Below are 19,845 nucleotides of genomic sequence, written 5' to 3' on the forward strand. Positions count from 1 at the left end.
TTGATGTCAGTTAGGACCCCAGGTGTCAATTCGCCAAGTTTCTTTACGGAAAATTGATAGCGCCAACGCCTAAAAAGACACAGGCCTTATCAGACCCGGATAATCCGAAACTTATACTGAAACTGTACCCACCGAGATCGGCCAGACCGATTGAAAGTGCCCACTAACGCTACAGGTATCGAGGACTAACATCATGTTACTCAGCGCACTCCTGTTTGCAGCGATCATCGGCTTTTATCTGTTATGCGGGCTGGTCGTCTACTTTGCCGACAACGTCATCACGCCCTCGAAAGCCCCGGATATAAAGCCCGTGCTGCCGAACCGGCACAGCCGCAACTGATCCTGAAGACGGCTCGCCGACCGATTTCAAGTCACGCAGCGGGCGTGCCCCGTCCGCTGCCCCCACTCAAACACGGCAAGAAGGAATACTCGACATGGCCATTGATCTATTACTGGCGCTGGTGGTTGGCGTAGTGATCTATCTGTTCTACGCCGTTATCAATCCGGAAAAGTTCTGACGGCCTGTTTCTGTTTAATAGCGCACGCCAGAACAGTCCGCTGATTCAGGAGTTAACGCAATGTCACACCTCTGGCTACAAATCATTATTACCTTGATCGCCACCCTGGCACTGAGCCTGGTGGCGGGACGTTATCTGGCCAGGGTGGTGACTGATCAGAAAACCGTGCTCGACCGGGCGCTCGATCCACTGGACAACCTGCTCTACCGGCTGATCGGCAAACAGGCCTGCAGCCAGGCGATGAACTGGAAAAGCTACACCCTGCACATGCTGGCGACCAACCTGGTGATGGCCCTGCTCATCTACCTGGTGCTGATCTTCCAGAATGTCCTGCCGCTCAACCCGCAGCATTTCGCCGGCATGGAACCGATGCAGGCGTTCAACACCGCCATCAGCTTTATCACCAACACCAACTGGCAGAGTTATGGCGGCGAAAGCACCCTGTCCAACTTCAGCCAGATGGCCGCCATCACCTTTCCGATGTTCACCTCGGCGGCGACCGGTTTCGTGGTGGCAATTGCCTTTATCCGTGCCTTGCTGGTCACCGACGGCGGCGCCAATCTGGGCAACTTCTACCGCGACCTGATCCGCTTTATCACCCGGGTGCTGCTGCCCGTGGTGCTGGTGCTGAGCCTGTTCCTGATCTGGCAAGGCGTGCCGCAGACCCTGGATGCCAGCCTGGTGACCGATACCCTGCAAGGCAGCCACCAAACCCTGACCCTGGGCCCGATCGCCGCACAGGAAGCGATTGAAAACCTCGGGACCAACGGCGGCGGCTTCTTCAACGTCAACGCCGCGCACCCGTTCCAGAACCCCAACGCCCTGACCAACTTCGTGCTGATCCTGCTGATGGCCAGCCTGCCCGCCGCCCTGGTGGTGATGTTCGGCCATATGATCAAGAACCACCGTCAGAGCGCGGTGATCTATAGCGTCATGGCCCTGATGCTGGTGGGTTTCCTGCTGCTCTGCGTGATTCCGGAGCAGGCCGGTACGCCGCTGCTGAGCCAGCTGGGTATCGATCCCCATGCCAGCGCCCTGCAGGCCGGCGGCAATATGGAAGGCAAGGAAGTGCGTTTCGGCATCGCCGAAAGCGGACTCTACGCCGCCTACACCACGGCATTCACCACCGGCTCGATCAACTCGATGCACGACAGCTTCACCCCACTGGGCGGTCTCTCGACCCTGGTGCAGATGATGCTGCAATGCGTCTTCGGCGGTAAGGGCGTGGGCTTCCTCAATTTCCTGATCTACGGCCTGGTCGGGATCTTCGTCGCCGGCCTGATGGTCGGGCGCACCCCGGAGTTTCTCGGCAAGAAGATCGAGAAGCGCGAAATCATCCTGGTTTCGCTGGCCATGCTGATTCACCCGCTGGTGATCCTCGCGCCCTCGGCCTGGTCGATGGTGATGCCCTACGGCGTGGCCGCGCTGGGCAATGCCGGGGTGCATGGCTATTCGGAAGTGCTCTATGCCTTCACCTCCGCCGCCGCCAACAACGGCTCGGCCTTTGGCGGCCTGAACGCCAATACGCCCTGGTACAACCTCGCCATCGCCTGCGTGATCGTGATCGGTCGCTACCCCTCGATCATCTTCCTGATGGCGGTAGCCGGCTCACTGGCGGCCAAGCCGACCCTGCAGCCCAACATAGGCACCCTGCGTACCGATACCCCGATGTTCGGCATCTGGTGGCTGGCGACGATCGCTATCGTCGGCGCACTGACCTTCCTGCCGGCGCTGGTCCTGGGACCGATCGCCGAGTTTTTCGCCATGAACAAGCACTTGCTGTTCTAAGGGTGAGGAGACTGAGATGAAAGTTGAAAAAGCATTGCCACTGGCCCCGCTGTCGACCCCGGTTGCGGCCCGCAAGGCGCCGCGCGCGGAGAACCGGCAGGAGCGTCTGCGGCTGATCCTGGTCGAACCGCTGAAAAAGTTCGATCCACGGGTGCAGATCAAGAACCCGGTCATGTTCGTGGTCTGGATCGGCACCCTGGTGACCGCCGCGCTGACGCTCAACCCGCAACTGTTCGGGCCATCGAATGCCACGTCGCTGTACAACGGCGTGGTGACCTTCATCCTGTTTATCACGGTGTGGTTCGCCAACCTCGCCGAAGCCATGGCCGAGGGCCGTGGCAAGGCCAAGGCCGCTTCGTTGCGCCACACCACCACGCAGCTCAATGCCACCCGGCTGCTCTCTGACGGTCGCCAGGAATTGGTGTCCGCTGCATCGTTGCGCAAGGACGACCTGGTCAAGGTCAACCGCGGCGAACTGATTCCCATGGACGGTGAAGTGGTCGAAGGCGCGGCCTATGTCGACGAGTCGATGATCACTGGCGAATCCGCACCGGTGATCAAGGAGTCCGGTTCGGACGTCAACTCCACGGTCACCGGCGGGACCAAGGTGATCTCCGACTCGTTGGTGATCCTGGTCACCGCGTCGCCCGGCAACACCTTTCTCGACCGCATGATCAGCCTGGTGGAAGGCGCCAAACGGCAGAAGACCCCGAACGAGATCGCGCTGACGGTGCTGCTCTCGGTGCTGACCCTGATCTTCGTGATCGTGGTCACCGCCATCGCCCCGGTGGCGAGCTACCTCAACGCACAGATCAACGTCGCCGACCTGGTGGCCCTGATCGTCGCGCTGATCCCTACCACCATCGGCGCCCTGCTCTCGGCCATCGGTATTGCCGGGATCGACCGCACGCTGCGCTTCAATATGCTGGCGATGTCGGGCAAGGCCGTGGAAGCCGCCGGCGACGTCAACACCCTGCTGCTGGACAAGACCGGCACCATCACCATCGGCAATCGCCAGGCCACCGAGCTGCTACCGGTCAAGGGCGTCACCCGCCAGGAGCTGCAACAGGGGGCTTACCTCGCCTCGCTGTTCGACAGTACCCCGGAAGGCAAGTCCACCACCGCCTATGCCAAGAGCCTGGGCGTCCATGAAGAAAGCCGACTGGAAGAAGCCGTCGGCATGGACTTCTCGGCGCAAACCCGCATGAGCGGTTCCGATCTGGCCGACGGGCGCGTGGTGCGCAAGGGCGCGGTGGACTCCCTGGTCAACTACGTCAGGGACAGCTACGGCAGCGAGATTCCCGCCGACCTCGAGCGCCTGGCCCTCGGCGTCAGCCAGCAAGGCGCGACACCCCTGGCGGTGGCCATCGACGGGCGGATCCTCGGCATCATCAACCTGTCCGACGTACTCAAGCCGGGAATCCGCGAGCGGGCCGCGCAACTGCGGGCCATGGGCATCCGCACGGTAATGGTCACCGGCGACAACCCGACCACCGCCAGTGTGATCGCCGCCCAGGCCGGCCTCGACGATTTCGTCGCCCAGGCCACCCCCGAGGACAAGCTCAAGCTGATCCGCAGCGAACAGGCGGCCGGGCACCTGGTGGCCATGACCGGCGACGGCACCAACGACGCCCCGGCCCTGGCCCAGGCGGATGTCGGCCTGGCCATGTACACCGGGACCATGCCGGCCAAGGAGGCGGCGAATATCATCGACCTGGACTCCGACCCGACCAAGCTGCTGGACCTGGTCACCATCGGCAAGCGCATGCTGATCACCCGCGGCGCCCTGACGACCTTTTCCATCGCAAACGACGTGGCCAAGTACTTCGCCATCCTGCCGGCGCTGTTCATGGTCGCCCTGCCGGGCCTGGCGGCGTTGAACCTGATGCACCTGGCCACGCCGCAAAGCGCGATCCTCTCGGCGCTGATCTTCAACGCCCTGATCATTCCGGCGCTGATTCCCCTGGCCCTGCGCGGGGTCAACTTCATGCCCAAGAGCGCGGAAACCATGTTCTATCGCAACTTGCTGGTATACGGCGTCGGCGGGCTGATTGCGCCCTTTATCGGCATCAAGCTGATCGACCTGTGCCTGGCGCCCTTCCTGTAGGAGGATCTGATCATGATCAAGTTCTTGTCACCGGCCCTGCGGGTCACTGCGGTCACCTTCGTACTCTGCGGCATGGCCTACCCCTTCGCCGTCACCGGGATCGGGCAGTTGCTGTTTCCCGCCCAGGCCAATGGCAGCCTGCTGAAAAACCCCGAGGGCCAGGTGATCGGTTCGGCATTGATCGGCCAGCAATGGGATGCCCCACAGTGGTTCCATGGGCGGCCATCGGCCACCACCGACACCGATCCCAAGGACCCGCTGAAAACCGTGCCATCGCCCTATAACGCGGCCAGCTCCTCGGGCTCCAACCTGGGGCCGACCAGCCAGGCCCTGAGCGATCGGCTGACCGCCGACCGGCATGCCCTGGAGCAGTCCCAGCCGGAACTGGCCGGCCAGACCCTGCCCGCCGATATGCTGACCACCTCGGCCTCCGGCCTGGACCCGGACATCAGCCCGGCCAATGCCGCCTTGCAGGCCACCCGCGTGGCACAGCAACGCGGCGCACCGCTGGATAACGTGCTGGCGCTGGTCCAGGCCAATACCCAGGCGCCGGCGCTGGGGGTGTTCGGTGAATCGCGGGTCAATGTGCTGGCCCTGAACCTGGCCTTGCAACGGGACTATCCGAGCCATCAATAAGGCGGGACAATAGGCGGGACTTAACCTGCAATAGCGACACTGCCATGAACGTACAAGCTTCACGCAACGCCCCGTCCCTGTTCTGCCTGCTGGTGCTGGCGATCAGTTTTTCAATGATCGCCGGCTGTTCGGGGAGAGGTTCGCAAACCCCGGTCGGCGGTTACGCCTGCTACGCCAAGGCGGTGCCGACACTGGGGGATGGCGGATTGGCCTGGGGGCCGAACGTGAAAAGCGCCAGCGTCAAAGCGATGGGCAACTGCCAGCGCTACGCCGCTGAATCGGGCGGAACGCCGGCGACCTGCAAGGTCACCCTGACCGGCTGCCGCTAAAAGCACACCGCAACACCTGTAGCTGGCTTGCCGGCGATGAGGCCAGTAAGCCTTGCATCGACCTTACTGACGTCATCGCCGGCAAGCCGGCTCCTACAGGAAACGCGTTCAACCTTGATGGACAGGCGTTAGCCGCGGATACCCGGCGCCATGAACTCGGGACCCACAGGGTCCTTGACGGTATTGAGCAGGATCTGGTCGATCTGCTTCAGTTCATCCGCCGACAGGCTCCAGCCAAAGGCGTCTTCGATGCCCTTCAATTGCTCAGGCTTGCGCGCGCCCCACAAGGCGATGGTCGGCCCCTGGTCGAGCACCCAGCGCAAGGCCAGGGCCAGCACCGACTTGTCATGCCGCTCACGGGCGTAGAGGTCCAGCGCCGCCACGGCCGCCAGGTACTGTTCGAAACGCGGGGCGCGGAATTTTGGATCGACACCACGGATATCATCGCTGCCAAACGCCGTCGCCGCGCTCATGGAACCGGTCAGCAGCCCGCGGCACAGCGAACCATAAGCCAGCACCACCAGCGAATGCTGCTTGGCATAAGGCAGGATATCGTTGTCGATGGCCCGTTCGAACAGGTTGTAGGGCGGCTGCACCGTGGCCAGCGCGGTGTATTCACGGAACTCGTCCATCTGCGCCGGCGAATAGTTACTCACGCCCACCGCCAGGATCTTGCCTTCCTGACGCAGCTTTTCCAGCTCCAGCGCGGTTTCCTGCTGTTCGACCAGAGGGTCGGGCCAGTGGATCTGGTACAGATCGATATAGTCAGTCTGCAAGCGCCGCAGGGAGTCTTCAACTTCCCGACGAATCCGCACGGCCGTGGCGTTACGCCGAACCGAACCGTCATCCCACTGCAAGCCGGCCTTGGTGGCGATAACGGCTTGATCGCGTACGCCCTTCAAGGCCTTGCCGATCAGCTCTTCGGAATGCCCCTTGCCGTAGACCGGCGCGGAATCGATCAGGTTGATACCCCGTTCCAGGGCGTGACGCAGGGTCTGGATCGAGACTTCATCGTCCGCGCCTCCCCACATCCAGCCGCCCATGGACCAGGTGCCGAGGGCAATGCGCGAGACCGGTTTGTCGATACCGGCGATGGCGATGTGTTCGATGCTCATGATGATCTCCAATGGAATCGAAGCATAAAAGGACCATGATTTTAGATCATCCATGGTTGAATAAGGCTCAACACCCCGTTCACCTTCTCTCCTCGTAAAGAACCCATGACATGGCAGCTTTCAACCGCTCCGAACTGGCCGATCTCAATGTGTTCATGGCCATCATCCGCCGCCGCAGCTTTCGCCAGGCCGCCCATGAACTGGGGGTCACCACCTCGGCCCTGAGCCACACCCTGCGCAACCTGGAAACCCGCCTGGGGGTCAAGCTGCTCAACCGCAACAGCCGCTCGGTGGAACCCACGGATGCCGGTGCCCTGCTGGCGCAGAAGCTGGCCGTCGGTTTCGCCACCATCCAGGAAGCCCTCGACGAACTCGACCGTTATCGCCATGCGCCGATCGGCCGGCTGCGCCTCAATGTGCCCCGGGATGCCGCCCGCCTGCTGGTCAGTCCGGTGCTCGGCGAGTTCATGGCGGCCTACCCGCAGATCAACCTGGACCTGAAGGTCGAGGACCGTCTGGTGGACATCGTCGCCGAAGGTTTCGATGCCGGTATCCGCTATGGCGCGACGGTGCCCCAGGACATGATTGCCGTGCCCCTGACTGGCGAGTTGCGCTGGATCATGATTGCCTCCCCCGACTATCTCGCCCGCCGTGGCGTCCCGGAAAAACCCGCCGACCTGCTGGAGCATGCGTGCATTCGGATGCGCCTGGGCGACAACACGGCCTACAAGTGGGAACTGGGCAACGGCGCGCAAATGATCCGCCTGGATGTCCCCGGAGCCCTGACCGCCTCGGATACCCAGGCGGTGATCGACGCGGCGCTGGCCAGTGTCGGGATTGCCTATTGCCTGGAAAAACGCGTCACCCGGGAACTCGAGGACGGCAGCTTGCAGGAGGTGATGCCGGACTGGTCGAGCATGGGCGCCCCGTTCTGCCTCTACTACTCCAGCCAGCGCCAGTCGCAGCCGGGGCTGCGGCAGTTGATGGAGATGATCCGTCGGCACAACCTTCCACTGTAGGACTCGCCCTCGCGGCAACCTGAATACTTTCAGGAGGGGCTTGCACAGCCAATATTATGGTATACCATCATACCACATGATCAACGTGCACCCAGGAGCCCCCTTATGAGTTTCGAAATCCGCAAGATCGTCAGTTATTCCGAACAGACCCTGATCGAAGGCGGCAAGGCCGCGGACAAACCGGTGACCATGATCGGCCTCGCCGTGGTGATGAAAAACCCCTGGCTGGGTCGGGGTTTCGTCGAAGACCTGAAACCGGAAATCCGCGCCCACTGCTCCGACCTCGGCGCCATGATGGTCGAGCGCCTGGTGGCCGCCATCGGCGGTGCCGACAAGATCGAGGCTTACGGCAAGGCCGCGGTAGTCGGCGCCGACGGTGAAATCGAACATGCCTCGGCGGTGATCCACACCCTGCGCTTCGGCAACCACTACCGCGAGGCGGTCCAGGCCAAAAGCTACCTGAGCTTCACCAACAAGCGCGGCGGGCCCGGCACCTCGATCCAGATCCCGATGATGCACAAGGACGACGAAGGCCTGCGCTCGCACTACATCACCCTGGAAATGCGCATCGAAGACGCTCCGCGCGCCGACGAGATCGTCGTCGTGCTCGGTTGCGCCGACGGTGGTCGCCTGCACCCGCGCATCGGCAACCGCTATATCGACCTGGAAGAACTGGCCGCCGAGAAAGCGCGGTAATCAATAAGAAAGGCAGGAGCGCTCCATGATTCGGCTCACCGCTGAACGCACCCCGGCTGGCACCAGTTACCTGGCGACCGGCCAAGGCCAGCCTGTGGTCTTGATCCACGGCGTGGGCCTGAATAAAGAAATGTGGGGCGGCCAGATCGTTGGCCTGGCCACGACGTACCGCGTGATCACCTACGACATGCTCGGCCACGGCGCCAGCCCGCGCCCGGCCAGCGGCACCCCGCTGCTCGGCTATGCCGACCAGTTGCTGGAGCTGCTCGACCATCTGCAATTGCCCCAGGCAAGCGTGATCGGCTTTTCCATGGGCGGGCTGGTAGCACGGGCGTTTGCCTTGCACTACCCGCAACGTCTGCAAGCCCTGGTGGTGCTCAATAGCGTGTTCAATCGCAGCGCCGAACAGCGCGCCGGCGTTATCGCCCGCACCGCCCAGGCCGCCGAGCACGGACCGGACGCCAACGCCGAAGCCGCGCTGTCGCGCTGGTTCAGCCGCGAATACCAGGCGGCCAATCCCGCGCAAATCGCCGCCCTGCGCCAGACGTTGGCGGACAATGACCCACAAGGTTACCTGACCACCTATGAACTGTTCGCCACCCAGGACATGTACCGTGCCGAGGATCTGGGCGGCATTCAGGTGCCGACCCTGATCGCCACCGGTGAGCTGGACCCGGGGTCGACCCCGGAAATGGCCCGCCAATTGGCCGAACGTATTCCCGGCGCCACGGTTGCCGTGCTCGCCGAGCAACGGCATATGATGCCCGTGGAGTCGCCGCGCCTGGTCAACCAGGTGCTGCTGGACTTCCTCGCCAACGCCCACGCCCGACAAAACCAGATAAAGGGGATCGTTGCATGACACTCACCCGCTTCCAGATGTGCATCGACGGTGAATGGGTCGATGCCCTGTCCGGCCAGACCTTCGACAGCCTCGACCCGGCCCTGGCCGAACCCTGGGCACAGTTGCCCGACGCCGGCGAAGCCGATGTCGAGCGCGCGGTCCAGGCCGCGCAAAGGGCTTTCGACAACCCGACCTGGCGTGGCCTCAGTGCCACCGCCCGGGGCAAGCTGCTGCGTCGCCTCGGCGATCTGATCGCGGAAAACAAGGAGCGCCTGGCCCAACTGGAAAGCCGCGACAACGGCAAGCTGATCCGCGAAACCCGCGGCCAGGTCAGCTACCTGCCGGAGTTCTTCCATTACACCGCGGGCCTGGCCGACAAGCTCGAAGGCGGCACCCTGCCGCTGGACAAGCCGGACCTGTTCGCCTACACCGTGCACGAACCCATGGGCGTGGTCGCCGCGATCATCCCCTGGAACAGCCCGCTCTACCTGACCGCGATCAAACTGGCACCGGCCCTCGCGGCGGGCAACACCATCGTGCTCAAACCTTCCGAGCACGCCTCGGCCACCGTCCTGGAACTGGCGCGCCTGGCCCTGGAAGCCGGCATTCCGCCCGGCGTGGTCAATGTCATCACCGGTTACGGCGCAAGCACCGGTGCCGCCCTGACCCGCCACCCTTTGGTGCGCAAGATCGCCTTCACCGGCGGCGCGGCCACCGCCCGCCATGTGGTGCGTAGCAGCGCCGAGAACTTCGCCAAGCTGTCCCTGGAACTGGGCGGCAAGTCGCCGAACATCATCTTTGCCGATGCCGACCTGGACAGCGCGATCAACGGTGCCATTGCCGGGATCTACGCGGCGTCCGGCCAGAGTTGCGTCTCAGGTTCACGGCTGCTGGTCCAGGACGACATCTATGACGAATTCGTCGAGCGCCTGGTGGCACGCGCCCAGCGCATTCGCATCGGCAACCCGCAGGACGACGCCAGCGAGATGGGCCCCATGGCCACCGCGCAGCAACTGGCCGTGGTCGAAGGCCTGGTGGCCGACGCCCTGGCCGAGGGCGCGCGCCTGCGCCTGGGCGGCAAGCGCCCGCCGAACCTGGGTAACGGCTGGTTCTACGAGCCGACCCTGTTCGAGTGCGACCGCAACTCGATGAAGATCATGCAGGAAGAAGTCTTCGGTCCGGTGGCTTCGGTGATCCGTTTCAAGGATGAGGCCGAGGCCCTGGCCATCGCCAACGACTCGCAGTTCGGCCTCGCCGCCGGCATCTGGACCCGCGACCTGGGCCGCGCCCATCGCCTGGCCCGGGACATCCGCTCCGGGATCATCTGGGTCAACACCTACCGCGCGGTCTCGGCCATGGCACCCATCGGCGGTTTCAAGAACAGCGGCTACGGTCGCGAGAGCGGCATCGATTCGGTGCTGGCCTATACCGAGCTGAAAACGGTGTGGATCAACCTCTCGTCAGCCCCCATGCCCGACCCCTTCGTGATGCGCTAGGAGACAAACGAGATGATCGAACCCGGTATCTACAAAGAAGTCATGGGCTCCTTCCCGTCGGGCGTCACGGTGGTCACCACCCTGGACGCCGAGGGGGGCATCGTCGGCATCACCGCCAGTGCCTTCAGCGCCCTGTCCATCGACCCGGCGCTGGTGCTGTTCTGCCCCAACTACGCCTCGGACACCTACCCGATCCTGCGGGACAGCAAGCAGTTCGCGATTCACCTGCTGTCCGCCGACCAGACCGCCGAAGCCTACGCATTCGCCGGCAAAGGCAAGGACAAGGCCAAGGGGATCGCCTGGCACCTGAGCGCCCTGGGCAACCCGCTGCTGGACAAGGCCACCGCCATCATCGAGTGCGAACTGTGGCGCGAATACGACGGTGGCGACCACGCCATCATCGTCGGCGCGGTCAAGAACCTGATCCTGCCCGAGCAAGCAGTGACGCCGATGATCTACCACAAGGGCAAGCTCGGCCCGCTGCCCGCGCTGGCCTGAGGTTTTGCCACGGCGCGAGCCGACGCGGATGAACGGCGCATGATAAGCTTGCCGGTGATTTCGGCCCTCGATCGGCCCCACGAACTTTTAGAGCGGATCCCATGAAACGCCTGCCACTCGACGACAGCTTCAAGGTCAATCGCAACCCCGTTACCCTGCGCGAAATCGTGCTGGACAAGCTGCGAAGCGCCATCATGAACTTCCAACTCATGCCGGGGGACCGCCTGGTCGAGCGCGACCTCTGCGAGCGCCTCGGCGTCAGCCGCACCTCCGTGCGCGAAGCCCTGCGCCACCTCGAGTCCGAAGGCCTGGTGGCGTTCGCCGATGCCAAGGGGCCGAGCGTCGCCATCATCACCCTGGACGATGCGGTCGATATCTACGAGCTGCGCTGTGTGCTGGAGGGCCTGATCGTCCAGCTGTTCACCCTGCGGGCCAAGGCCAAGGACATCAAGGCCCTGGAAAAGGCCCTCGAAGTCAATCGCAAGACCCTCAAGGACGGCGAGCTGCAGCAGGTCATCGATTCGGTGCAGGGTTTCTACGACGTCCTGCTCGAAGGCTCGGGCAACCGTGCCGCGGCCACCCAGTTGCGCCAGTTGCAGGCCCGGATCAGCTACCTGCGGGCCACCTCGGTGTCCCAGGAAAACCGGCGCGGCGCCAGCAACCAGGAAATGGAACGCATCGTCGAGGCCATCAAGAGCGGCGACCCGCTGGCCGCCCACCAGGCCTCGGTCGACCACGTGCGCGCGGCGGCCAAGGTGGCGCTGGAATACCTCAAGCGCAAGCAGGACGAAACCGGCCCGGCCCCCGAGATCACCGCGCCCATCGCCCTCAAAGAACCCCGTATGGGCCGCTGACATGCCCAGCCCGCGCTTCTGCCCGCAGTGCGGCGTCGCCGACCTCGCTCGGCAAGTGCCGCCGGGCGATACCCATGAACGCCTGATGTGCGCGGGCTGCGGCTACATCCACTACGTCAACCCGAAGATCATCGCCGGCTGCATCATCGAGCGCGACGGCAAGTACCTGCTGTGCCAACGGGCGATCCCGCCACGGCCCGGCACCTGGACCCTGCCGGCGGGCTTCATGGAAGGTGGCGAGACCACCGAGCAGGCGGCCCTGCGGGAAGTCTGGGAAGAGAGCGGCGTGCGCGCGGAAATCCTCTCGCCCTACTCGATCTTCAGCGTGCCGCAGATCAGCGAGGTGTACATCATCTTCCGCGCCATCGCGCTGGAGATCACCGGCCAGTTCGGGCCGGAAACCCTGGACTACCAATTCTTCGCGCCCGAGGACATCCCCTGGGACAGCATCTACTACCCGGCGATCCGGCAGATCCTCGAACGCTACATCGAGGAACGCCAGGCCGGGGTCTACGGCATCTACATCGGCAACGACGACAGCGGCAAGATTCACTTTATCCGCTGAGCGCCCTCAGGGCGCCATGCCCTCGACAATGATCACTTCGGCCCGGGCCGCGCCTTCGCGGTGCCCGCGCGCCTCCTGATACTCCGCCGAACGATAGCAGGCCAGCGCCTGGTCGTAGGAGTCGAACTCGATCACCACATTACGCTGTGGCGTTTCCCGCCCCTCCAGGGCCTCGGCGCGCCCGCCCCGTGCCAGCATGCGTCCGCCGTAGCGGGCAAATACCGCTGGGGCGCGGCTTGTGTACTCGGTGTATTGCTCGGGGTCCGTGACATCCACATGGGCAATCCAGTAAGCCTTCATCGATGACCTCATTGCTGGTTGATTTTGTATTATGGTATACCATAAATCACACTTTCAGACAGAGCGAGCGCTGGCATGGCCTTTGACAGTATCCAGGACATCATCGACGACTACCGCCAGGGCAAGATGGTCCTGCTGGTGGATGACGAAGATCGCGAAAACGAAGGCGACCTGCTGATCGCCGCCGACCGTTGCAACGCCCAGGCTATCAGCTTCATGGCCCGCGAGGCACGCGGGCTGATCTGCCTGACCCTGACCGACGAGCATTGCCGGCGCCTGGATCTTACACAGATGGTGCCGAGCAACGGCAGCGCGTTCAGCACCGCCTTTACCGTGTCCATCGAAGCCGCCCACGGCGTGACCACCGGCATTTCCGCCGCCGACCGCGCCCGCACCGTCGAAGCCGCGGTGGCCGCCGATGCCCGCGCCGAAGACCTGGTCCAGCCCGGGCATATCTTCCCCCTGCGGGCCCGGGAAGGCGGCGTGCTGACCCGTGCCGGGCACACCGAGGCCGGTTGCGACCTGGCGCGCCTGGCCGGCTTTACCCCCGCCTCGGTGATCGTCGAAGTGATGAACGATGACGGCAGCATGGCCCGGCGCCCGGACCTGGAAGTATTTGCGCGAAAACATGGCATCCGGATCGGCACCATCGCCGACCTGATCCACTACCGCCTCAGCACCGAACACACGGTGCTGCGGATCGGCGAACGGGAACTGCCGACGGTGCACGGCATGTTTCGCCTGATCACCTTCGAGGACCGCATTGAAGGCGGCGTGCATATGGCCATGGTGATGGGCGATATCCGCCGCGATACGCCGACACTGGTGCGAGTCCACGTCATCGATCCGCTGCGTGACCTGGTCGGCGCCGACTACCACGGGCCGAGCAACTGGACGCTCTGGGCGGCGCTGCAACGGGTCGCCGAGGAAGGCTGCGGCGTCGTCGTGGTGCTGGCCAACCACGAATCGTCCCAGGCGCTGCTGGAGCGCGTACCGCAGTTGACCCGGCCAGCGCGCCAGTACAGCCGTTCGCAATCGCGGATCTATTCGCAGATCGGTACCGGGGCACAGATACTGCAGGACATCGGTGTCGGCCAACTGCGCCACCTGGGGCCGCCGCTCAAATATGCCGGGCTGACCGGCTACGATCTGCAGGTGGTGGAAAGCATCCCCTTCACGCAACCCTGATACCCCGTAAAAAAGCGCCAAGGCCGGATCACCGGTAAGGCAAAGTGCTTGCAGAAAGTTTGGAATACCATAATATGATATTCCGTAGACCGGAGATATTTGCCAAGTGCCCCCGACAGGGAAAGCACCCATAAAAGCCCTTGGCGCGGTCGCCTTAAAAGGCCCCGATGGACCTACTGCTCCCGATAGGCGGGCATCAACAACCCGCTCAAAAACACAACAAATGAGGGCGTGAAAATGGTGTTGAACAAAGGTGCAACCGCGACATTGCTCGCGGGTTTCCTGGCAATCGGCAGTTCCTTCGCCATGGCCGCCGACAGCGTCAACTTCGTCAGTTGGGGCGGCAGCACCCAGGACGCGCAGAAACAGGCCTGGGCCGATCCGTTCAGCAAGGCCAGCGGCATCACCGTGGTCCAGGACGGCCCCACCGACTACGGCAAGCTCAAGGCCATGGTCGAAAGCGGTAACGTGCAGTGGGACGTGGTCGACGTCGAAGCCGACTTCGCCCTGCGCGCCGCCGCCGAAGGCCTGCTCGAGCCGCTGGACTTCAGCCAGATCCAGCGCGACAAGATCGACCCGCGCTTCGTCTCGGACCATGGCGTCGGTTCGTTCTACTTCTCCTTTGTCCTCGGCTACAACCAGGGCAAGCTGGGCGCAGGCAAGCCCCAGGACTGGAGCGCCCTGTTCGACACCAAGACCTACCCGGGCAAACGCGCCCTCTACAAATGGCCGAGCCCCGGCGTGCTGGAGTTGGCCCTGCTGGCCGACGGCGTGCCCTCCGACAAGCTCTACCCGCTGGACCTGGATCGCGCCTTCAAGAAACTCGACACCATCAAGAAAGACATCGTCTGGTGGGGCGGCGGCGCGCAGTCCCAGCAGTTGCTGGCCTCCGGTGAAGCGAGCATCGGCCAGTTCTGGAACGGCCGGATCTACGCCTTGCAGCAGGACGGCGCAGCGGTGGGCGTGAGCTGGAAACAGAACCTGGTCATGGCCGACATCCTGGTCGTCCCCAAAGGCACGAAAAACAAGGCGGCGGCCATGAAGTTCCTGGCCAGTGCCAGCAGCGCCAAGGGCCAGGCCGACTTCTCCAACCTGACCGCCTATGCCCCGGTCAACATCGACAGCGTCGCGCGCCTGGACTCGGTACTGGCACCGAACCTGCCGACTGCCTACGCTAAGGATCAGATCACACTCGACTTCGCATACTGGGCCAAGAACGGTCCGGCCATTGCGACACGGTGGAACGAATGGCTGGTCAAATGAAAATGACGGCCACGCTTTCCCCTGACACCCGTCCGACCGGGAGCGCCCCTGGCGCTGCCGGCCTGGCCAGCAGCAAGGCGGCGGTCATGCAGCAGTCTTCCACGTATGCGCAGCGCTGGCGGGGGGCGGGTAACCTGTTACCCGCCCTGCTGTTCCTCGGCCTGTTTTTCCTCGCACCACTGATCGGCCTGTTGCTGCGTGGCGTCCTGGAGCCCACGCCGGGGCTTGAAAACTACCAGCAACTGTTCGCCAACTCGGCCTACGCCCGGGTCCTGCTCAACACCTTTTCGGTGGCCGGGCTGGTCACGCTGTTCAGCCTGCTGCTGGGCTTTCCCCTGGCCTGGGCGATTACCCTGGTGCCCCGTGGCTGGGGCCGTTGGCTGCTGAATATCGTGCTGCTGTCGATGTGGACCAGCCTGCTGGCCCGGACCTATTCGTGGCTGGTGCTGCTACAGGCTTCCGGGGTGATCAACAAGGCATTGATGGCCATGGGCATTATCGACCAGCCGCTGGAGATGGTGCACAACCTGACCGGCGTGGTGATCGGCATGAGCTACATCATGATCCCGTTCATTGTCCTGCCGTTGCAGGCGACCATGCAGGCCATCGATCCGATGATCCTGCAGGCCGGGGCCATCTGCGGGGCCAGCCCGTGGCGCAACTTCATGCGGGTGTTCCTGCCGCTGTGCCGGCCGGGGCTGTTTTCCGGCGGGCTGATGGTCTTCGTCATGTCCCTGGGTTACTACGTCACCCCGGCCCTGCTGGGCGGCGCGCAGAACATGATGTTGCCGGAGTTCATCATTCAACAGGTGCAGTCGTTCCTCAACTGGGGCCTGGCCAGCGCCGGTGCCGCCCTGCTGGTGCTGATCACCCTGGTGTTGTTCTACTTCTACCTGAAGCTCCAGCCGGAATCCCCGGTCGGCGCCAGTAACGCGAGGTAAGCCGTCATGCTCCTGACTCCCAATGCCATGAGCCGGCGCCTGCGCCTGGGCCTCTACCTCACCACCGGACTGATCGCCCTGTTCCTGCTGCTGCCGATCGTGTTCATCGTGCTGCTGTCGTTCGGCTCCTCCCAATGGCTGGTGTTTCCGCCACCGGGCTGGACGCTGAAATGGTACGGCCAGTTCTTTTCCAACCCGGACTGGATGAACGCCGCCCTGGCCAGTTTGAAGGTGGCGATCCTGACCACCTTCTTCGCGGTCGCTCTCGGCCTGCCGACGGCCTTCGCCCTGGTCCGTGGACGCTTTCCCGGCCGCGAACTGCTCTACGGCCTGTTCACCCTGCCGATGATCGTGCCCCTGGTGATCATCGCCGTGGCGGTGTACGCGCTGTTTCTCAAACTCGGCTACACGGGGACGCTGTTCGCCTTCGTGGTCAGCCACGTCATCGTCGCGCTGCCCTTCACCATCATCTCGATCATCAACTCGCTGAAGCTGTTCGACCAGTCGATCGAGGATGCCGCGGTGATCTGCGGTGCCTCGCGCCTGCAGGCGGTGTTCAAGGTGACCTTCCCGGCGATTCGTCCCGGCATGGTCGCCGGGGCGCTGTTCGCCTTCCTGGTGTCGTGGGATGAAGTGGTGCTGAGCGTGATGATGGCCAGCCCGACCCTGCAGACCTTGCCCGTGAAAATGTGGACCACCCTGCGCCAGGACCTGACCCCGGTGATCGCCGTCGCTTCGACGCTGCTGATCGCCCTGTCGGTGCTGGTGATGGTGATCGCCGCCGCCCTGCGCCGGCGCAATGAACTTCGCGCCTGAGCGCCAAGGAGTAGAACATGAGTGCCGTGATCAAAGACCCCGCGCAACAACCCGACCGCCCCCTGGTCAGCCTGCGCAACCTGAACAAGCACTACGGCGACTTCGCCGCCGTGGACAATATTTCCCTGGATATCCGGGAGGGTGAATTCCTCACCTTCCTCGGCTCCAGTGGCTCGGGCAAAAGCACCACCCTGTCGATGCTGGCCGGTTTCGAGACGCCCAGCAGCGGTGAAATCCTGGTGGGTGGACAGTCCCTGGTCAAGGTGCCGCCGCACAAACGCGATATCGGCATGGTGTTCCAGCGTTACTCGCTGTTTCCCCACCTGTCGGTGCGTGACAACATCGCCTTCCCGCTGACCCTGCGCAAGCTCAGCAGCGAGGAGCGCGAGCGCCGGGTCGACGCCATGCTCAAGCTGGTGCAGCTCGAAACCTTTGCCCATCGCCGCCCCTCCCAGCTCTCCGGCGGCCAGCAACAGCGTGTGGCGATTGCCCGGGCGCTGGTCTACGAACCGCGCATCCTGCTGATGGACGAACCCCTCGGCGCCCTGGACAAGAAGCTGCGCGAAGACCTGCAGGACGAGCTGCGCCAACTGCATCGTCGACTGGGCATCACCATCGTCTACGTGACCCATGACCAGGAGGAAGCCATGCGCCTGTCCCAGCGCATCGCGATCTTCAGTCACGGCAAGATCGTCGGCCTGGGCAGCGGCTACGACCTCTACCAGAACCCGCCGAACGCCTTTGTCGCCTCATTCCTCGGCAACTCGAACTTCCTCAAGCTCAAGGCCCGGGGCAATGCCGCGGGGGATTTCGAGGGACAGACCCTGACGATCCGGCCGACCAGCGGGGTTTCCAGCGAGCAGCCGCTGTTGCTGATGGTGCGCCCGGAGAAAGCCCTGGCCCTGAGCCTCGAACAGGCCGCCGCCGAACCCTTGCCGGCAGGCTGGAACGAGGTCTCGGCCAAGGTCGGCGAAATGCTCTTTCTCGGCGAAAGCCAGACCTGCAGCGTGGTCACCGACGGCGGCACGGCGATGACGGTCAAGGCGCTGTCGGCCACCGGCATGCCGCTCAAGGCCGGCGATCCACTGCGGGTACGCTGGGCCAGCGCGGACGCTTGCGTCTATACCCAATGGAGCGAGGGCGATCTGAACAAAGCAGCCGGCGCCCATTGAATAAAACCCGGGCTCAGGTGTTATATCCGGGTAGCCAGGCACTATCGGCCGTGCAACCCGGAGATCCGAATGAACATCCTGTTATCTGCGACAGCGCTGGCCAGTGCTCTTCTCAGCACGACAACACTGGCGGCGCCCCCGGACTGGCAGTTGGCCAAGGACGAAGACGGCATCCAGGTCTACCTCCGCCACGTCCCGGGCTCGCGCTACCAGAGCTTTCGCGGTGAGACGCGGATCAAGGCCGATGTCGGCACCCTGAGCAACCTCCAGGAAAACCTGCGGGTCGCCTGCAAATGGCTGTATGCCTGCGCCGATATGCGCCTGCTGAAAAATGACGGTGACGACACCTGGGTCTATCTGACCACTGCACTGCCGTGGCCGGCGCAAACCCGTGACATGGTGATCCATGTGCACAGCGAGCGCGCCGACGACGGCAGCCTGACCCGTTATCTGGAGGCGGTACCCGGCTTCGTCCCCCTCGTGCCGGGACAGATCCGTGTCAGCCAGATGAAGGGCACCTGGACCATGCACCCCGAAAGCGACACGCAAACCCGCGTGACCTATGAGCTGCAAGCCGAGCCGGCCGGCGATATCCCCTCCTGGCTGGCCAACCAGTTCGTGGTCGACGCACCGATGGTCAGCCTCAGGACCTTGCGCGTGGTGGCCGAACACCAGGGCATACGCGACGCCGAAACGGCACCGTAGTCAGGCCTGGAGCCGGACCTTGAAGTCCTCGATCCAGGCCCGGACCATGGCCGAATAAGGCGCCTCGGGCCGGGCCATGCGCTTCATTTCACTGAGAATCCGGTCCTGGAGGAAGTACAGGCGCTTGGCGATACTGGCGACCGTGGCCGAGGGCGGCGCCTCGGGATCAGGTAAAAGCTCATCCGCCATAGTCCCCACTTCCAGCGCGAGCATTTCCAGGAACTCCAGCTGGCGCAACAGACGCGTGCGCTCCTGCACCAGGCCCAGCCGGTTCAAACCGTAGACATGAATCGAGACGCTGCCCTTGAGGCTCAGCCCGGCGACCAGTGCTTCCTGGAGATTTCCATCCATGGCCGCATCAGTCATGGCCGGAAGGTCCGCCCCCGTGTGCGGCCTGGGCAGTACCAGGCCGATCAGGTTGTCCCGGTCGATATGAAACCTCAGGTGTTCGTCGGGGTTGTCACGACACGGGTCGAGCAGCAGCGGGTATTCGTCGGCAAAGTCCTGCGCAGCGGACATCGCCCGCCGACCGAGAATAGGGAAGCTGTCCTTCTTGCCGGAAAGCAGCAGGCTGCCCTGGTTGAACCCCTGGCGGTCGTCCCGCAGGGTCAGCAGTTTGGCCGACAACCTGGGGGTGACCTGCTTGCGCTTGCGGTTGCAGTCGATGCAACTGGGCAGCAGATTGTCCCAGTCCATGGCCACCCACCAGTAACCGGGATGGCTGGCGTCCTCGGACACCGCGCCCTTGGGCCGATAGTGCTCGACATCCACCGGCGCGGTGGAGGCAAAGAAGCTCTCGCAATAGGCGCATTTGCCGTGGAACAGCTCATCAAGCTGCTTCTTGACGCTATCGGATTTGTACACTGCAAAAGCCGGTGGGTTGCCAGTCGGTGCGGCGAACCAGGCCTTGAGTTTTTGCAGCTCCTTGGCGGCGGGCGAGTCGGCTCCGGACAGGGCATCCGGCGCCTTGGCAATCGTTCGAATGACCGCACGCATGC

General features: G+C 63.7%; 21 protein-coding genes. 18 read left to right on the top strand and 3 right to left on the bottom strand.

All coding sequences use genetic code 11. The annotated features are described in order from the left end of the window. The first annotated feature begins 193 nt into the window (after positions 1 to 193). The 5 genes from M5C71_RS04810 to M5C71_RS04830 all read left to right on the top strand — a co-directional run bounded on the left by M5C71_RS04810 (position 194) and on the right by M5C71_RS04830 (position 5,378). Positions 194 to 340, top strand: a complete 147-nt coding sequence (locus tag M5C71_RS04810; protein ID WP_164886179.1) for a hypothetical protein — start codon at positions 194 to 196, stop codon at positions 338 to 340. A gap of 238 nt (positions 341 to 578) precedes the next feature. Continuing rightward, positions 579 to 2,306 carry a potassium-transporting ATPase subunit KdpA gene (gene kdpA / locus M5C71_RS04815; protein ID WP_177098726.1) on the top strand — a complete coding sequence of 576 codons (1,728 nt, stop codon included), beginning with the start codon at positions 579 to 581 and terminating at the stop codon, positions 2,304 to 2,306. 16 nt (positions 2,307 to 2,322) lie between these two features. Next, positions 2,323 to 4,413 (top strand): potassium-transporting ATPase subunit KdpB, encoded by a 2,091-nt coding sequence (gene kdpB, locus M5C71_RS04820; protein ID WP_248767348.1) that lies wholly within the window; start codon positions 2,323 to 2,325, stop codon positions 4,411 to 4,413. Between the two features lie 12 nt (positions 4,414 to 4,425). Next, positions 4,426 to 5,049 (top strand): potassium-transporting ATPase subunit KdpC, encoded by a 624-nt coding sequence (kdpC, locus tag M5C71_RS04825; RefSeq protein WP_248746120.1) that lies wholly within the window; start codon positions 4,426 to 4,428, stop codon positions 5,047 to 5,049. Between the two features lie 44 nt (positions 5,050 to 5,093). After that, positions 5,094 to 5,378: a hypothetical protein gene (locus tag M5C71_RS04830; RefSeq protein WP_177098729.1), complete on the top strand. Its 285-nt coding sequence runs from the start codon at positions 5,094 to 5,096 to the stop codon at positions 5,376 to 5,378. A 128-nt stretch (positions 5,379 to 5,506) separates the two neighbouring features. Here M5C71_RS04830 and M5C71_RS04835 read toward each other — a convergent pair whose 3' ends face one another. Next, on the bottom strand, positions 5,507 to 6,493 hold the full coding sequence (locus M5C71_RS04835) for an aldo/keto reductase (protein ID WP_248767349.1): 987 nt from the start codon (positions 6,491 to 6,493) through the stop codon (positions 5,507 to 5,509). Between the two features lie 110 nt (positions 6,494 to 6,603). Between M5C71_RS04835 and M5C71_RS04840 the strand changes: the two genes are divergently transcribed. The 7 genes from M5C71_RS04840 (at position 6,604) to M5C71_RS04870 (ending at position 12,462) form a co-directional block, all read left to right on the top strand. Continuing rightward, complete coding sequence (locus M5C71_RS04840) at positions 6,604 to 7,512, top strand: LysR family transcriptional regulator (protein WP_152739449.1); 909 nt, start codon at positions 6,604 to 6,606, stop codon at positions 7,510 to 7,512. Between the two features lie 105 nt (positions 7,513 to 7,617). Next, on the top strand, positions 7,618 to 8,208 hold the full coding sequence (locus tag M5C71_RS04845; RefSeq protein ID WP_103494624.1) for an amino acid synthesis family protein: 591 nt from the start codon (positions 7,618 to 7,620) through the stop codon (positions 8,206 to 8,208). A 25-nt stretch (positions 8,209 to 8,233) separates the two neighbouring features. Further along, positions 8,234 to 9,067: an alpha/beta fold hydrolase gene (locus M5C71_RS04850; RefSeq protein ID WP_103494623.1), complete on the top strand. Its 834-nt coding sequence runs from the start codon at positions 8,234 to 8,236 to the stop codon at positions 9,065 to 9,067. Further along, positions 9,064 to 10,545 carry an aldehyde dehydrogenase gene (locus tag M5C71_RS04855; protein WP_248767350.1) on the top strand — a complete coding sequence of 494 codons (1,482 nt, stop codon included), beginning with the start codon at positions 9,064 to 9,066 and terminating at the stop codon, positions 10,543 to 10,545. Before M5C71_RS04850 ends, M5C71_RS04855 begins: the two co-directional genes overlap by 4 nt. Before the next feature lie 12 nt (positions 10,546 to 10,557). Beyond that, on the top strand, positions 10,558 to 11,043 hold the full coding sequence (locus M5C71_RS04860; RefSeq protein ID WP_103494621.1) for a flavin reductase family protein: 486 nt from the start codon (positions 10,558 to 10,560) through the stop codon (positions 11,041 to 11,043). 101 nt (positions 11,044 to 11,144) lie between these two features. Next, positions 11,145 to 11,897 carry a GntR family transcriptional regulator gene (locus tag M5C71_RS04865; RefSeq protein WP_100943754.1) on the top strand — a complete coding sequence of 251 codons (753 nt, stop codon included), beginning with the start codon at positions 11,145 to 11,147 and terminating at the stop codon, positions 11,895 to 11,897. 1 nt (position 11,898) lies between these two features. Continuing rightward, complete coding sequence (locus M5C71_RS04870) at positions 11,899 to 12,462, top strand: NUDIX hydrolase (RefSeq protein ID WP_103494620.1); 564 nt, start codon at positions 11,899 to 11,901, stop codon at positions 12,460 to 12,462. Positions 12,463 to 12,468: 6 nt separating this feature from the next. Here the strand turns inward: M5C71_RS04870 and M5C71_RS04875 are convergent, their stop codons facing one another. Continuing rightward, on the bottom strand, positions 12,469 to 12,762 hold the full coding sequence (locus M5C71_RS04875; RefSeq protein ID WP_152739451.1) for a DUF1330 domain-containing protein: 294 nt from the start codon (positions 12,760 to 12,762) through the stop codon (positions 12,469 to 12,471). A gap of 75 nt (positions 12,763 to 12,837) precedes the next feature. On the opposite strand from M5C71_RS04875, the gene ribBA reads away from it, so the two are divergent. The 6 genes from ribBA (at position 12,838) to M5C71_RS04905 (ending at position 18,847) form a co-directional block, all read left to right on the top strand. Further along, entirely contained in the window at positions 12,838 to 13,950 is a 1,113-nt protein-coding gene (gene ribBA / locus M5C71_RS04880; RefSeq protein ID WP_248767351.1) for a bifunctional 3,4-dihydroxy-2-butanone-4-phosphate synthase/GTP cyclohydrolase II, read from the top strand. Between the two features lie 237 nt (positions 13,951 to 14,187). Further along, the gene (locus M5C71_RS04885) at positions 14,188 to 15,213 is read left to right on the top strand and encodes an ABC transporter substrate-binding protein (RefSeq protein WP_103494617.1); all 1,026 of its coding nucleotides are present in this window, start codon (positions 14,188 to 14,190) and stop codon (positions 15,211 to 15,213) included. Then, positions 15,210 to 16,154, top strand: coding sequence for an ABC transporter permease (locus tag M5C71_RS04890; RefSeq protein WP_178129840.1), 945 nt, complete (start codon positions 15,210 to 15,212; stop codon positions 16,152 to 16,154). Before M5C71_RS04885 ends, M5C71_RS04890 begins: the two co-directional genes overlap by 4 nt. Before the next feature lie 6 nt (positions 16,155 to 16,160). Continuing rightward, positions 16,161 to 16,970, top strand: a complete 810-nt coding sequence (locus M5C71_RS04895) for an ABC transporter permease (protein ID WP_103494615.1) — start codon at positions 16,161 to 16,163, stop codon at positions 16,968 to 16,970. Positions 16,971 to 16,987: 17 nt separating this feature from the next. After that, positions 16,988 to 18,142, top strand: a complete 1,155-nt coding sequence (locus tag M5C71_RS04900) for an ABC transporter ATP-binding protein (protein ID WP_152739454.1) — start codon at positions 16,988 to 16,990, stop codon at positions 18,140 to 18,142. Between the two features lie 69 nt (positions 18,143 to 18,211). Further along, complete coding sequence (locus M5C71_RS04905; protein ID WP_103494613.1) at positions 18,212 to 18,847, top strand: START domain-containing protein; 636 nt, start codon at positions 18,212 to 18,214, stop codon at positions 18,845 to 18,847. On the opposite strand, the gene M5C71_RS04910 is transcribed toward M5C71_RS04905, so the two are convergent. Beyond that, positions 18,848 to 19,843: an endonuclease gene (locus M5C71_RS04910; protein ID WP_248767352.1), complete on the bottom strand. Its 996-nt coding sequence runs from the start codon at positions 19,841 to 19,843 to the stop codon at positions 18,848 to 18,850. Positions 19,844 to 19,845 lie beyond the last annotated feature (2 nt).

Source organism: Pseudomonas sp. MWU12-2345, assembly GCF_023242385.1.
GTDB lineage: Bacteria > Pseudomonadota > Gammaproteobacteria > Pseudomonadales > Pseudomonadaceae > Aquipseudomonas > Aquipseudomonas gingeri_D.

What these genes read in the sequence shown, in the direction of transcription:
- M5C71_RS04810 (WP_164886179.1), top strand. Translation starts at nt 194, where the DNA reads ATGTTACTCAGCGCACTCCTGTTTGCAGCGATCATCGGCTTTTATCTG.
- kdpA (WP_177098726.1), top strand. Translation starts at nt 579, where the DNA reads ATGTCACACCTCTGGCTACAAATCATTATTACCTTGATCGCCACCCTG.
- kdpB (WP_248767348.1), top strand. Translation starts at nt 2,323, where the DNA reads ATGAAAGTTGAAAAAGCATTGCCACTGGCCCCGCTGTCGACCCCGGTT.
- kdpC (WP_248746120.1), top strand. Translation starts at nt 4,426, where the DNA reads ATGATCAAGTTCTTGTCACCGGCCCTGCGGGTCACTGCGGTCACCTTC.
- M5C71_RS04830 (WP_177098729.1), top strand. Translation starts at nt 5,094, where the DNA reads ATGAACGTACAAGCTTCACGCAACGCCCCGTCCCTGTTCTGCCTGCTG.
- M5C71_RS04835 (WP_248767349.1), bottom strand. Translation starts at nt 6,493, where the DNA reads ATGAGCATCGAACACATCGCCATCGCCGGTATCGACAAACCGGTCTCG.
- M5C71_RS04840 (WP_152739449.1), top strand. Translation starts at nt 6,604, where the DNA reads ATGGCAGCTTTCAACCGCTCCGAACTGGCCGATCTCAATGTGTTCATG.
- M5C71_RS04845 (WP_103494624.1), top strand. Translation starts at nt 7,618, where the DNA reads ATGAGTTTCGAAATCCGCAAGATCGTCAGTTATTCCGAACAGACCCTG.
- M5C71_RS04850 (WP_103494623.1), top strand. Translation starts at nt 8,234, where the DNA reads ATGATTCGGCTCACCGCTGAACGCACCCCGGCTGGCACCAGTTACCTG.
- M5C71_RS04855 (WP_248767350.1), top strand. Translation starts at nt 9,064, where the DNA reads ATGACACTCACCCGCTTCCAGATGTGCATCGACGGTGAATGGGTCGAT.
- M5C71_RS04860 (WP_103494621.1), top strand. Translation starts at nt 10,558, where the DNA reads ATGATCGAACCCGGTATCTACAAAGAAGTCATGGGCTCCTTCCCGTCG.
- M5C71_RS04865 (WP_100943754.1), top strand. Translation starts at nt 11,145, where the DNA reads ATGAAACGCCTGCCACTCGACGACAGCTTCAAGGTCAATCGCAACCCC.
- M5C71_RS04870 (WP_103494620.1), top strand. Translation starts at nt 11,899, where the DNA reads ATGCCCAGCCCGCGCTTCTGCCCGCAGTGCGGCGTCGCCGACCTCGCT.
- M5C71_RS04875 (WP_152739451.1), bottom strand. Translation starts at nt 12,762, where the DNA reads ATGAAGGCTTACTGGATTGCCCATGTGGATGTCACGGACCCCGAGCAA.
- ribBA (WP_248767351.1), top strand. Translation starts at nt 12,838, where the DNA reads ATGGCCTTTGACAGTATCCAGGACATCATCGACGACTACCGCCAGGGC.
- M5C71_RS04885 (WP_103494617.1), top strand. Translation starts at nt 14,188, where the DNA reads ATGGTGTTGAACAAAGGTGCAACCGCGACATTGCTCGCGGGTTTCCTG.
- M5C71_RS04890 (WP_178129840.1), top strand. Translation starts at nt 15,210, where the DNA reads ATGAAAATGACGGCCACGCTTTCCCCTGACACCCGTCCGACCGGGAGC.
- M5C71_RS04895 (WP_103494615.1), top strand. Translation starts at nt 16,161, where the DNA reads ATGCTCCTGACTCCCAATGCCATGAGCCGGCGCCTGCGCCTGGGCCTC.
- M5C71_RS04900 (WP_152739454.1), top strand. Translation starts at nt 16,988, where the DNA reads ATGAGTGCCGTGATCAAAGACCCCGCGCAACAACCCGACCGCCCCCTG.
- M5C71_RS04905 (WP_103494613.1), top strand. Translation starts at nt 18,212, where the DNA reads ATGAACATCCTGTTATCTGCGACAGCGCTGGCCAGTGCTCTTCTCAGC.
- M5C71_RS04910 (WP_248767352.1), bottom strand. Translation starts at nt 19,843, where the DNA reads ATGCGTGCGGTCATTCGAACGATTGCCAAGGCGCCGGATGCCCTGTCC.